The sequence below is a fragment of the Geodermatophilus sp. SYSU D00814 genome, assembly GCF_054050055.1.
Map to the genome: position 1 here is coordinate 1 of NZ_JBJGYP010000015.1, position 12567 is coordinate 12567.

At 77.1% G+C, this 12567-nt stretch carries 13 protein-coding genes; 10 read left to right on the forward strand and 3 right to left on the reverse strand.

Annotated features, from left to right (window positions below):
- On the forward strand, positions 1–1317 hold a 1317-nt coding region (locus ACI780_RS13120; RefSeq protein WP_457003354.1), incomplete at its 5' end, for a DUF222 domain-containing protein.
- Positions 1318–1399: 82 nt separating this feature from the next.
- Here the strand turns inward: ACI780_RS13120 and ACI780_RS13125 are convergent.
- Complete coding sequence (locus ACI780_RS13125) at positions 1400–2155, reverse strand: SDR family NAD(P)-dependent oxidoreductase (RefSeq protein WP_457003356.1); 756 nt, start codon at positions 2153–2155, stop codon at positions 1400–1402.
- Complete coding sequence (locus ACI780_RS13130) at positions 2152–2766, reverse strand: nitroreductase family protein (RefSeq protein WP_457003358.1); 615 nt, start codon at positions 2764–2766, stop codon at positions 2152–2154. The genes ACI780_RS13125 and ACI780_RS13130 overlap by 4 nt, the downstream gene beginning before the upstream one ends.
- 60 nt (positions 2767–2826) lie before the next feature.
- On the opposite strand from ACI780_RS13130, the gene priA reads away from it, so the two are divergent.
- Genes priA through hisF form a run of 3 tightly spaced genes read left to right on the forward strand, consistent with a single transcriptional unit; the run spans position 2827 to position 4741 of the window.
- Complete coding sequence (gene priA / locus ACI780_RS13135) at positions 2827–3561, forward strand: bifunctional 1-(5-phosphoribosyl)-5-((5-phosphoribosylamino)methylideneamino)imidazole-4-carboxamide isomerase/phosphoribosylanthranilate isomerase PriA (RefSeq protein ID WP_457003360.1); 735 nt, start codon at positions 2827–2829, stop codon at positions 3559–3561.
- Complete coding sequence (locus tag ACI780_RS13140) at positions 3558–3950, forward strand: RidA family protein (protein ID WP_456872348.1); 393 nt, start codon at positions 3558–3560, stop codon at positions 3948–3950. Before priA ends, ACI780_RS13140 begins: the two co-directional genes overlap by 4 nt.
- Positions 3947–4741, forward strand: a complete 795-nt coding sequence (gene hisF / locus ACI780_RS13145) for an imidazole glycerol phosphate synthase subunit HisF (protein WP_457003362.1) — start codon at positions 3947–3949, stop codon at positions 4739–4741. The genes ACI780_RS13140 and hisF overlap by 4 nt, the downstream gene beginning before the upstream one ends.
- Before the next feature lie 75 nt (positions 4742–4816).
- Here the strand turns inward: hisF and ACI780_RS13150 are convergent, their stop codons facing one another.
- Complete coding sequence (locus ACI780_RS13150) at positions 4817–5458, reverse strand: TIGR03085 family metal-binding protein (protein WP_457003364.1); 642 nt, start codon at positions 5456–5458, stop codon at positions 4817–4819.
- A 116-nt stretch (positions 5459–5574) separates the two neighbouring features.
- Here ACI780_RS13150 and ACI780_RS13155 point away from each other — a divergent pair, with 116 nt between their 5' ends.
- The 6 genes from ACI780_RS13155 (at position 5575) to ACI780_RS13180 (ending at position 12565) form a co-directional block, all read left to right on the forward strand.
- Positions 5575–7350, forward strand: a complete 1776-nt coding sequence (locus tag ACI780_RS13155; RefSeq protein WP_456872345.1) for an ABC transporter ATP-binding protein — start codon at positions 5575–5577, stop codon at positions 7348–7350.
- Complete coding sequence (locus tag ACI780_RS13160; RefSeq protein ID WP_456872344.1) at positions 7347–9158, forward strand: ABC transporter ATP-binding protein; 1812 nt, start codon at positions 7347–7349, stop codon at positions 9156–9158. Before ACI780_RS13155 ends, ACI780_RS13160 begins: the two co-directional genes overlap by 4 nt.
- A gap of 69 nt (positions 9159–9227) precedes the next feature.
- Entirely contained in the window at positions 9228–9647 is a 420-nt protein-coding gene (locus tag ACI780_RS13165; protein WP_456872343.1) for a hypothetical protein, read from the forward strand.
- 76 nt (positions 9648–9723) lie between these two features.
- Positions 9724–11376 carry an FAD-binding dehydrogenase gene (locus ACI780_RS13170; protein ID WP_457003367.1) on the forward strand — a complete coding sequence of 551 codons (1653 nt, stop codon included), beginning with the start codon at positions 9724–9726 and terminating at the stop codon, positions 11374–11376.
- Positions 11373–12053, forward strand: a complete 681-nt coding sequence (locus ACI780_RS13175) for a hypothetical protein (RefSeq protein WP_457003369.1) — start codon at positions 11373–11375, stop codon at positions 12051–12053. The genes ACI780_RS13170 and ACI780_RS13175 overlap by 4 nt, the downstream gene beginning before the upstream one ends.
- 83 nt (positions 12054–12136) lie before the next feature.
- A complete protein-coding gene (locus tag ACI780_RS13180; RefSeq protein ID WP_457003371.1) occupies positions 12137–12565 on the forward strand; it encodes a hypothetical protein in 429 nt (142 codons plus the stop codon).
- Positions 12566–12567 lie beyond the last annotated feature (2 nt).

Here is a 12567-nt window from a genome sequence, read left to right on the forward strand (position 1 = left end):
CCCGAGGACGCCGTGCCCGAGGACGCCGTGCCCGAGGACGCCGTGCCCGAGGACGCCGTGCCCGAGGACGCCGTGCCCGAGGACGCCGTGCCCGAGGACGCCGTGCCCGAGGACGCCGTGCCCGAGGACGCCGTGCCCGAGGTGATGGACGTCAGCGAGTGGCTGCCCTGCGAGCTCGGCCTGGTGCACCCCTACGGCGAGCGCCGGGTCGCCCGCCTGGTCCGGACGTCGCTGGCGCTCACCCGGCGGTTCCCGGCCACCCTCGAGGCGCTTCGCCGCGGCGAGATCGACGAGGAGCGCGCCGAGGCGGTCGTCGACCTGCTCGAGCCGCTGGACCAGGCGCTGGCCGCCCGGGTGGAGTCCGACGTGCTGCCGGGCGCGGCCGGACAGACGCCCGCCCGGCTCCGCGCCGCCCTGCGCCGGCGGATCGACCGGCTGGACGCTCACGCCCGCGAGCGGCGGCACCGGCGGGCCCGGGCGGCCGCCGACGTCCGCTGGTGGCCGACCGAGGACGGCATGGCGCGGCTGGTGGCCGACCTGCCGCTGGCCGAGGCCGCGGCGTGCGGGACGGCGATCGACGCCTGGGCGCGCCAGGTCCGCGACGGTGGCGACGACCGGCCGATCGGGCAGTTGCGCAGCGAGGTGTTCCGCGACCTCGTGCTGCGGCCCTGGGTCCGGCGTCCGGCGATCGGCGTGACGCTCGTCGTGCACGCGACCCTGTCCGCGCTGGGCGGCGGGGACGAGCCGGCCGAGGTCGACGGGCACCCGGTCGGCGCCTCGCAGTGCCGGGCGCTGCTCGCCGAGGTCGGTGCGCTGGGACTGGAACGCCCGGACGGCGGCACGCTGGAGTTCGCCGTCCACGACCGGGCCGGTGACCTGGTCGCCGTGGGCACCCGTCGGGCGGTGGAGCGGGGCGCCCGCGGTCAGGGGTTGCGCCGGCCGCCGGACACCCCGCACTACCGTCCCCGCGCCGGCCACCGCCGGTTCGTGGCGGTCCGCGACCGCCGGTGCCGCCACCCGCACTGCAACCGGCGGGTCGGCCGCACCGACCTCGACCACTGCACCCCCTGGCCGGCCGGCGCCACGGGCTGCGACAACCTGTGCTGCCTCTGCCGCCGGCACCACCGGCTGAAGACCCACGCCCCCGGCTGGCGCTTCCGGCTGCTGCCCGGCGGCCGGCTCGAGGTGACCACGCCCTCGGGCGTCACCCGGGTCACCGATCCGCCGCGGGTCGTCGACGCGCCACCGGTCCGGGCCGGCGCCCCTCCCGGTGGGACCGCGGGTGCCGATCCGCCGACCGCGGGCTGCCCGTTCTGAGCGGCGACCGGCCGCACCGGGGCTCGGTCCCGGCCTCGCCACCGGCCCACCGGGTGGCAGCCCCCGCGGGGGGTGACCGGGGTCAGCTGCGCAGGTAGGACGCCCCGTTGACGTCGACGATCGTGCCGGTGCTGAACCGTGCCTCGGGCGAGGCCAGCCACAGGACCGCCGCGGCCACCTCCTCCGGCCGCGCCACCCGCCCGAACGGCGACTGCGCGCGCACGGCGTCCCCGCCGGGGCCGTCGAGCACCTCCCGCGCCATCTCCGTCTGCACGAAGCCCGGCGCCACGGCGGTCACCGAGATGCCCAGCGGCGCCAGCGCCAGCGCCATCGACTGCGCGAAGGCGTTGAGGCCGGCTTTCGAGGCGCCGTAGGCCGGGTTGTCCGGCTCCCCGCGGAACGCGCCGCGGCTCGACACGTTGACCACCGCGCCACCGCCGGCGGCCCGCAGGTGCGGCACCGCGCGGAAGGTGGCGTGGGCCGCGCCCACCAGGTTCACCGCCAGCGTCTGCTCCCACACCCGCTGCCACTCGTCGTAGGAGGAGCGCAGCGGCGGGGAGGCCACGAACACCCCGGCGTTGTTGACCAGCACGTCGAGCCCGCCGAGGGCGTCGGCGGCGGCGTCGACCATCGCGCCCACCGACCCGGCGTCGGCCATGTCGGCCTGCACCAGCACGTGCCCGGACCCGGGCAGCTCGGCCAGCACGGCCTCGGCCCGCTCGCGGGAGGCGCCCCAGTGCACGGCCACCCGGTCGCCGCGGGCGGCGAAGGCCCGGGCGATCGCCCGCCCGATGCCGCGGGAGCCACCGGTCACCAGCACCGCGCGCGAGGAGGTCACGGGCCGGGAGTCAACCAGCGCCCGCGGTGCACGACCTCGTCGAGACCCCGCCGGCCGCGCCGCAGCGACGGCGAGCGCCGGTCGTCGCTCCCCGGGTACCCGACCGACACCACCCCGACCGGCCGGTGGGTGGCCGGGACGCCGAACGCCGCCCGGAAGGCCCCGAACCGCTCGGCCGGGACACCGAACAGGCAGGCGCCGAGGCCCTCGTCGACGGCGGTCAGCAGCACCATCAGCGCGGCCATCCCGGCGTCGACGTCCCAGTACGGCACCGGCCAGCGGGTCTCGTCGCGGTCGGTCCAGCCCTTGTCCGGCTCGGCGTAGCGGTCGAGGTAGGCCTGCTTCGACGACAGCGGCACGATCAGCAACGGCGCCCGCCGCATCCGCGTCAGCCACCCGTCGGGCGCGCCCTCGGAGGCGGTCACCGACCAGAACAGCTCCCGGTCGGCCGCCGACTCGAGCACCAGGAACGCCCAGCCCTGCGTGAACCCCGCCGACGGCGCCCGGGTCGCGTGCTCGAGCAACCGCTCCCGCACCTCCGGCGGCACCGGCCGGTCGGGGTCGTAGTCGCGCACCATGCGGCGCCTGCGGACGACGTCGGCGAACTCCACGCCCGCCAGCCTGCCGTGGGCGAGGCAGCTCACGGTGGGCCGGTCCCTACGCTGGACGCCGTGCCGACCCTCCAGCTGCTCCCCGCCGTCGACGTCGCCGACGGCCAGGCCGTCCGGCTCGTGCAGGGGGAGGCCGGCAGCGAGACCTCCTACGGCGACCCGCTCGACGCCGCACTGCAGTGGCAGCGCGACGGCGCCGGGTGGGTGCACCTGGTCGACCTCGACGCCGCCTTCGGCCGCGGCAGCAACCGCGAGCTGCTCGCCCGCGTCGTCGGCGCCCTCGACGTCGACGTCGAGCTCTCCGGCGGCATCCGCGACGACGAGTCGCTGGCCGCCGCCCTGGCCACCGGCTGCCGCCGGGTCAACCTCGGCACCGCCGCGCTGGAGTCCCCCGAGTGGTGCGCCCGCGCCATCGCCGAGCACGGCGACCGCATCGCCGTCGGCCTCGACGTGCGGGGCACCCGGCTGGCCGCCCGCGGCTGGACCCGCGAGGGCGGCGAGCTGTTCGAGACCCTCGCCCGCCTCGACGCCGAGGGCTGCGCCCGCTACGTCGTCACCGACATCACCAAGGACGGCACGCTGCGCGGCCCCAACCTCGACCTGCTGCGCGACGTCTGCGCCGCCACCCCGAAGCCGGTGGTCGCCTCCGGGGGGGTCAGCTCGCTCGACGACGTCCGGGCACTGGCCGGGCTGACCGCGGTGGGCGTCGAGGGCGCCATCGTCGGCAAGGCCCTCTACGCCGGCGCCTTCACGCTCCCCGAGGCACTCGCGGTCACCCGGGAGGCCGCGGCGTGACCGCGCAGCGCATCGGCTCCGGCGGGCCGTGGGAGGAGCTCGTCGGCTACAGCCGGGTCGTCGTCGTGGGGGACCAGGCCTGGGTCAGCGGCTGCACCGCCACCGTCGACGGCGTCGTCGTGCACCCCGGCGACGTCGGCGCCCAGGCGCGGGTCGCCCTCGGGGTGCTCGTCGACGCGCTGGCCAGCGCTGGGCTGACCCCCGCCGACGTCGTCCGCACCCGCGTGTACGTCACCGACACCTCCCGCTGGGAGGAGGTCGCGCGCGAGCACGGTGAGGTCTTCCGCGCCGTCCGGCCGGCCAGCGCGATGATCGGCGTGGCCTCGCTGCTGCACCCGGACATGCTGGTCGAGTTCGAGGCCGACGCGGTGCGGGGAGCGGGGTCGTGAGCCTCGCCGTGCGGGTCATCCCGTGCCTGGACGTCGACGCCGGCCGGGTGGTCAAGGGCGTCAACTTCGTCGACCTGCGCGACGCCGGCGACCCGGTCGAGATGGCCCGCGTCTACGACGCCGAGGGCGCCGACGAGCTCACCTTCCTCGACATCACCGCCAGCTCCGGGGACCGCGAGACCACCTACGACGTCGTCCGCCGCACCGCCGAGAGCGTGTTCATCCCGCTGACCGTCGGCGGCGGGGTGCGCAGCCCCGACGACGTCGACCGGCTGCTGCGGGCCGGCGCGGACAAGGTCGCCGTCAACACCGCCGCCGTCGCCCGGCCGGAGCTCATCGGCGAGATCGCCGACCGCTTCGGCAACCAGGTGCTGGTGCTCTCCCTCGACGCCCGCCGGGTCCGCGACGGCGCCGTCACCGACTCGGGCTTCGAGATCACCACGCACGGCGGGCGGCGCGGCACCGGCCGCGACGCCGTCGAGTGGGTGGTGCAGGCCGCCGCGCTCGGGGTGGGGGAGGTGCTGCTCAACTCGATGGACGCCGACGGCACCCGCGCCGGCTTCGACACCGAGCTGATCCGCGCGGTCCGCCGCGAGGTGTCGGTCCCGGTGATCGCCAGCGGCGGCGCCGGCGCGGTCGAGCACTTCCCGCCCGCCGTCGAGGCCGGCGCCGACGCGGTGCTCGCCGCGAGCGTCTTCCACTTCGGCACGCTGCGGATCGGCGACGTCAAGCAGGCGCTGGCGCGGGCCGGCGTCCCAGTGCGGACGGCCGCGGACACGCCCCTGCGCTGACGGCCGGGCTGGATCTGCGTGCACTTCCGCGGAAGTGCACGGACGATCCGTGCACGTCCGCGAAAGTGCGCGCCCTCAGGCGGCGGGGGCGCCGCCCCGGACGGCGACCCGGGCGACGCCGCGCCGGCCGGTGGCCCACAGCAGCACCTCCAGCGGCTCGCCCTCGACGGTGGTGACGTCGCCGCCCCCGCGGATCCGCCTGCCCGGGCCGGGGACGTCGCTGCGCTGCAGCACGAGCCCGCCGGGGTACCGCGGCGCGACCGTGCGGGCGAACAGCTGCGCGGCGCCCCACAGCCGGTCGGCGTCGGCCAGCGGCAGCGCCCGCGGCTCCCAGTCCGGCTGGGCGCGCCGCACGTCCTCGTGGTGGATCGCGAACTCGGCGGTGTCGGTCAGCGCCGCCACCGGCGCCCAGCCCGCCGGCAGCCACGGCGGCGGGCCCTGCCGGACGCGGGTCACCACCTGCTCGTAGGGCGTCGAGGTGCGCAGCCGCTCCTCCAGCCGCGCGGAGTACGCGTGCGCCCGCCCGCCCACCGGGGTGCGCTCCAGCGCGTAGCCCGGCAGCGCGTCGGGTCGCCGGTCGCGGGTGACCAGGTGCGCCGCCAGGTGCGCCGTCGTCCACCCCTCGCAGCAGGTCGGGGCGTCGGGCCCCAGGTCGGCGAGCAGGTCGGCGAGGGCCGCGCGCTCGCGCGCGGCGAACGGGTGGGAAGCATCGGTCACGGCGGCGGGTTACCGACGGTGCGCTCCCCGGAAACGCGGCGGCCCCCGTGGCACCGATCGGTTAGCGTGACTAAGTACGCGCGGCACGCTGCCGCGACCCGATCCCGAGGAGACCCGTGCCCCCCGCTCGAGACGCCGTCGTCCGGCGGGGACTGCGCCACGTCGGCCGCGCGATCGCCGAGCAGCCGGGGATGTTCACGCTCGCCGTCCTGGCCAGCGGCCTCTACGGCGCGATGACGGTGCTGTCGGCCTTCGTGATCGGCGAGCTCACCGACCGGGTGGTGCTGCCGGCCTTCGACCAGGGCGACACCACCGCCGGGGCCCTGACCCTCGCCGTCGCGGTCGTGCTCGGCGTGGCGCTGCTGAAGATCCTCGGCATCCTCGGCCGGCGGCTGTTCGCCGGGATCATGGCCTACCGGCTGCAGGCCGACTACCGCCGCCGGGTCACCGCCCAGTACCTGCGGCTGCCGCTGTCGTGGCACCAGCGCCACCCCACCGGCCAGCTGCTGTCCAACGCCAACTCCGACGTCGAGGCCGCCTGGTTCTTCGTCTCGCCGCTGCCCTTCGCGTGCGGCGCGCTGATCATGATCGGGATCACCGTGGGCGCGCTGGTGGCCACCGACCCGGTGCTCGCGCTGGTCGGCCTGGTCGTCTTCCCGCTGGTCTTCGCCGTCAACGTCGTCTACTCGCAGGTGATGAGCCCGCGCATGCGGCGGGCCCAGCAGCTGCGCGCCGAGGTCAGCGAGATCGCCCACGAGAGCTTCGACGCGGGCCTGGTGGTCAAGACCCTCGGCCGCGAGGACGTCGAGGCCGACCGGTTCGGCCGGCGCGCGTACGAGCTGCGCGACGGGCTGGTCGCCGTCGGCCGGGTGCGCGGGCTGTTCGACCCGATGATGGAGGCGCTGCCCAGCCTCGGCACGCTCGCCGTGCTGCTCGTCGGCGCCGGCCGGGTCGCCTCCGGCGGCACCGACGCCGGCGACCTGGTCAGCGTCGCCTACCTGTTCACCCTGCTCGCGCTGCCCATCCGCGCGATCGGCTGGGTGCTCGCCGACCTGCCGCGCGCCCTGGCCGGCTTCGACCGGGTCACCCCCGTCCTCGACGCCACCGGGGAGACGCCGCACGGGGCGCGCACGGCCGTGCGAGACGACGGCGGGGCGGGCCTGGCCCTGCGCGCGGTCGACCACGCCTTCGACGGCGCCGCGCGGCCGGTGCTCTCCGGCGTCACCTTCGACGTCGCCGCCGGCACCACCGTCGCCGTCGTCGGGCCGACCGGGTCGGGGAAGTCCACCCTCGCCGGGCTGCTCGTGCGGCTGGTCGACCCCGCGAGCGGGGAGGTGCTGCTCGACGGCGTCGACGTGCGCAGCCTGCGCGAGGGCGAGGTCAGCGCGCAGGCCGCCTTCGTCCCGCAGGGCACGTTCCTCTTCGACGACACCGTGCGCGGCAACGTCACCCTCGGCGGCCCCTACACCGACGACGACGTCCGCGCCGCGCTGCGGGTGGCCGCCGCCGAGGACTTCGTCGACCGGCTGCCCGAGGGCCTCGACACCCGCGTCGGCGAGCGCGGCGCCACGCTGTCGGGCGGGCAGCGGCAGCGGATCGCGCTGGCCCGTGCCGTCGTCCGCCGGCCCCGGCTGCTCGTCCTCGACGACGCCACCAGTGCCGTCGACCCCGCCGTCGAGGCCCGCATCCTCGACGCGCTGCGGTCGGCGGACCGGCCCTCCACCGTCGTCGTGGTCGCCTACCGGCAGGCCACCATCGCCCTCGCCGACGAGGTGGTCTGGCTCGAGAACGGTCGCGTCACCGCGCGCGGCAGCCACGAGGAGCTGCTGGCCGCCGTCCCCGGCTACGCGGCCCTGGTGCGCGCCTACTCGCAGGCGGAGGCGGCGGCGTGACCGGCCCCCGGGAGGGTGCGTTCGCGACCCTGCGCCGCGGGCTGCGGGCGATGCCGGAGTTCCGCCGCGGGCTGCCGGCCACCTTCGCCCTCGCGCTGGTCGCCACCGCCGGGCGGGTGGTCGTGCCGATCGCCGTCCAGCAGGTGGTCGACCGCGGGCTGCTCGCCCCCGGCGGGCCCGACCTCGGCCTGGTCCGCACGCTGGTGCTCGTCTGCGCCGCCGTCGTGCTGCTCACCGGCGTGGCCGTCTACCGGATGAACGTCCGGTTGTTCCGCACCACCGAGACCGCGCTCGCCGGGCTGCGCTCGCGCGCCTTCCGGCACGTCCACGACCTGTCGGTGCTGCACCAGCAGGGGCAGCGCCGCGGCTCCCTGGTCTCCCGCGTCACCAGCGACGTCGACCAGTTGTCCACGTTCATGCAGTGGGGCGGCGTGCTCGGCGTGGTCAGCCTCGGCCAGCTGGTCGTGGCGACGGCGGTCATGGCCGTCTACTCCTGGCAGCTGACCCTGCTGGTGCTGGTCTGCTTCGTGCCGCTGGGCTTCGCCGTCCGCTGGTTCGCCAAGCGGCTGGCCGTCGCCTACGGCGTGGTCCGCGAGCGGGTCGGCGACGTGCTGGCCGCGGTCTCGGAGTCCGTCGTCGGCGCCCCGACCGTGCGCGCCTACGGCATCCGCGAGCGCACCGCCGCCCGGCTCGACCGCTCCATCGGCCGCCACTACCGCGCCCAGGTCGACGCGCAGAAGGTCACCGCGGCGGTGTTCGTCAGCGGCGAGTTCGTCGCCGCGATCGCCAACGCCGCGGTGGTCGTCGTCGGCGTGCTGCTGGGCCTGGCCGGCCACATCAGCGCCGGCACGCTGATCGCCTTCCTGTTCCTCGTCACGCTCTTCGTCGCGCCGGTGCAGACCGCCAGCGAGGTGCTCAACGAGGCGCAGAACGCCCTCGCCGGGTTCCGCCGCGTGCTCGACGTCCTCGACACCGAGCCCGACGTCCGCGACCCGGCCGCCACCGGCGCCGCCCGCGACCTGCCCGCCGGGCCGCTGGGCGTCCGCCTCGAGCACGTCGGCTTCCGCTACGCGGAGGGCGCGCGGCCCGCGCTGCAGGACGTCGACCTCACCCTGGCGCCGCGCCGCAGCTACGCCGTCGTCGGCGAGACCGGCTCCGGGAAGACGACGCTGGCCAAGCTGGTCACCCGGCTCATGGACCCCACCGAGGGCCGGGTGCTGCTCGGCTCCGACGCCGCCGGCTGGGTGCCGCTGACCGACGTCGCCTTCGCCTCCCTGCGCCGGCGGGTCGGGATGGTGCCGCAGGACGGGTTCCTCTTCGACGCGACCGTCGCCGACAACGTCCGCTACGGCCGGCCCGGCCTCACCGACGCGCAGGTGACGGCGGCCTTCGAGGAGCTCGGCCTCGGCGACTGGGTGCGCGGCCTGGCCGACGGCGTGGCGACGCCGGTGGGGCAGCGCGGTGACTCGATGTCGGCGGGGGAGCGGCAGCTGGTCGCCATCGCCCGCGCGCACGTCGCCGCCCCCGACCTGCTCGTCCTCGACGAGGCCACCAGCGCCGTCGACCCGGCCACCGAGCGGCGGCTGACCCTCGCCCTCGACCGGCTCACCGAGGGCCGCACCACGCTGACGATCGCCCACCGGCTGTCCACCGCCGAGCGCGCCGACGAGGTGCTCGTCGTCGACGCCGGACGGGTCGTGCAGCGGGGGACGCACGCCGACCTCGTCGACGCCGTCGGGCCCTACGCCCGGCTGCACGCCTCGTGGCGGCGGTCCTCGGCCGGCGAGCCTCAGCGCGTCGGGTCCTGAGCTGTCAGGTCCAGGCTGCCGGGTCCTGGGCTGCCGGGTCCTGGGCTGCTTGGTCCTAGGCTCCGCCGCATGAGCCCCGCCCCGCGGACCCCCGTGCCCGCCGTCGCCGCCGCCCTCCTGGCGGGGCTGGGCGTCCTGCCGCTGGCGATCGTGGCCTTCCTGGTCTACGCGCTCGGCGGGCTGCAGGCCGACGCCGGACGCGAGTGGTTCACCGTGATCCTGCTGGTGGTCCCGCCCTTCCTGCAGCTGTTCGCCCTCACCTGGTTCCTGCTCCGGCGCGGCCGGGTGCCGCTGGTCGTCTCCGCGCTGGTCGCCTGCGCCGTCGCCGGACTGGTGGTCGCCACGGCCCGGTCGGTCGGGGACCCGGTGGGCCCGGGGCCGTTCGTCCTGGCGCTGTGCCCGGTGCTCGCCGCGGGGCTGGCGCTGTCCCCGCCGGTGGGCCGGTGGCTGGCCGACGCGCGCGCCCAGCGACGCGCCCGGGAGACCTGACCCCGCCGGGGGATCCCGCCGGCGGCGACGGCCCGTCCGGACCGCGGGCGGCCGCGCGGCCGCTAGCGTGCCCGCCGTGGTGGACACAGACGTCGTCGTGGTGGGGTCAGGGCTGGCCGGGCTGGTGGCGACCGCCGAGCTGGCCGACGCCGGCAAGCGGGTGGTGCTCGTCGAGCAGGAGCCGAAGGCCTCCTTCGGCGGCCAGGCCTGGTGGTCCTTCGGCGGCCTGTTCCTCGTCGACTCCCCCGAGCAGCGCCGCCTCCGGGTCCGCGACTCCCTCGAGCTGGCCCGCCAGGACTGGTTCGGCACCGCCGGCTTCGACCGCGAGGAGGACCACTGGCCGCGGCAGTGGGCCGAGGCCTACCTGCAGTTCGCCGCGGGGGAGAAGCGGGCCTGGCTGCGCGAGCAGGGCGTCGGCTTCTTCCCGGTCGTCGGCTGGGCCGAGCGCGGCGGCTACACCGCCACCGGCCACGGCAACTCGGTGCCGCGGTTCCACATCGTCTGGGGCACCGGCCCGGGCATCGTCGAGCCGTTCGCCCGCCGGGTGCGCGCCGCGGTCGACCGCGGGCTGGTCGAGCTGCGCTTCCGCCACCGGGTCACCGGGCTGGTCGTCACCGGCGGCGCGGTCACCGGGGTCCGCGGCGAGGTCCTCGAGCCCAGCGGCGCCGCCCGCGGCGAGGCCAGCTCGCGCACGCCGGTCGGGGAGTTCGAGATCGCCGCGCAGGCCGTCGTCGTCACCTCCGGCGGCATCGGCGGCAACCACGAGCTGGTGCGCAGGAACTGGCCGGCCCGGCTGGGCCCCGCGCCGCAGCGGCTGCTGTCGGGGGTGCCCGCCCACGTCGACGGGCTGATGCTGCAGGCCACCGAGGCCGCCGGCGCCCACGTCATCAACGGCGACCGCATGTGGCACTACACCGAGGGCATCGCCAACCACTCGCCGGTCTGGGACCGGCACGGCATCCGCATCCTCCCCGGGCCCTCGTCGCTGTGGCTCGACGCCACCGGCACCCGGCTGCCGGTCCCGCTGTTCCCCGGCTTCGACACCCTCGGCACCCTCGCCCACATCGGCGCGACCGGGTACGAGCACACCTGGTTCGTCGCCACCAAGAAGATCGTCGAGAAGGAGTTCGCCCTCTCCGGCTCCGAGCAGAACCCCGACCTGACCGGCAAGGACCTCCGGCTGCTGCTCAACCGGGTCCGGGCCGGCGTCTCCGCCCCGGTGCAGGCCTTCCTCGACCGCGGCGAGGACTTCGTCACCGCCACCACGCTGCCCGAGCTGGTCGCCGGCATGAACCGCGTCACCGGCGGCACCCCCGAGCTCGACCTCGCCACCGTCGAGCGCGAGGTGCTCGCCCGCGACCGCGCGGTCGACAACGCCTTCACCAAGGACCTGCAGCTGACCGCCGTCCGCGGCGCCCGCAGCTACCTCGGCGACAAGCTCATCCGGGTCGCCCCGCCGCACCGGCTGCTCGACCCCGAGGCCGGCCCGCTGATCGCCGTCCGGCTCAACCTGCTGACCCGCAAGACCCTCGGCGGGCTGGAGACCGACCTCTCCGCCCGGGTGCTGCGGCCCGGCGGCGCGGTCTTCCCCGGCCTGTACGCCGCCGGGGAGGTCGCCGGCTTCGGCGGCGGGGGCGTGCACGGGTACCGGTCGCTGGAGGGCACCTTCCTCGGCGGCTGCCTGTTCTCCGGCCGGGTGGCCGGCCGGGCGCTGGCGGCGGCGCTGTGACCACCCCCGGGACCACCTCCGGCAGCCCCTGGGCCGACCCGGACACCCAGACCGAGGAGGTCGTCTACGCCGGGCCGCCGTCGTACGCGACCCCACCGGCGCCGCCCTCCCCGCCGGCCGGCCACGGCTGGGCGCCCCCGCCGGTGCCCCACTGGGCCGCCTGGGCCGCCTGGGCCCCGCCCGCACCGCCGCGCCCGCGCCGCCCCGGGCAGGTCGTGGCCGCCGCGGTCCTCGCCTTCGTGCAGGCCGGGATCGTCGCCCTGTCCTCGGCCTACCTGCTCCTCCTGGCCAGCACCTTCGGCCTGCTGTCGACGGAGTTCGGCGGCGACGCGGAGGCCGACCCGCTGGTCACCGAGGCCGTCGTCGTCACCGTCGTGCAGCTGCTGTCCGCGGTGGCGCTCGTCGTCGGCGGCGTCCTGGTGCTCAACCGGCGCAGCCGCGCGACCTGGCTGACGCTCCTGGTCGGCTGCGCCGTCCAGCTCGCCCTCGCCCTGTACTGGGTCGTCCGGCTGAGCACCCTCGACGGCTTCACCGACGAGGTCGGGCCCGGCGCGGTGCTCATCGGCCTGGTCCTGTTCTTCGCCGCCGCGCCGGGCGTGGGGCTGGGCCTGCTGCTGTCCGGCAGCGTGCGCCGCTGGGCCGCCGAGCCCGAGCAGGCCGCCGGGACCGCGCGCTGACCGGCCTGCCCGGGCACGCCGGCCCGTTCCCGCCCGCGGCGGTCCCGCTGCCGCCGCCCGCCGCGCCGCGCCGGCCGGGCACCGTGGTCACCGCGTGCGTGCTCGCCTGCCTGCTCGCCGCCGCGTCGGTGCCCGGGGCGGTGGCCACCTGGTGGTTCGCCGGCGCCAGCGACCTCTACGGCGAGCTGGGCTCCACCGTGCCGCGCCAGGGCCTGGTGCTGGCGCTCCTGGAGATCGCCGCCGCCGCGGCCCTGGTCACCGGCGTCGTGCTGCTGGCCACCGGCGTCGACCGCTGGACGCTGCTGGCCACGTGCACCGTGGAGCTCGGCGCGGTCGGCTGGTGGCTGTACCAGGTCGGAGCCGGGCCGTTCGGCCTGTACGACACCGACCGGCTGGTCTTCGGCGGCACCGCGCTGGTCTTCGGCGCGATCGCCGGGGCCACCGCCGCGCTGACCCTGTCGCCGCCGACCGGGCGCTGGCTCGCCGCCCGCCGGGCCCTGCGGGGCCGCTGAGC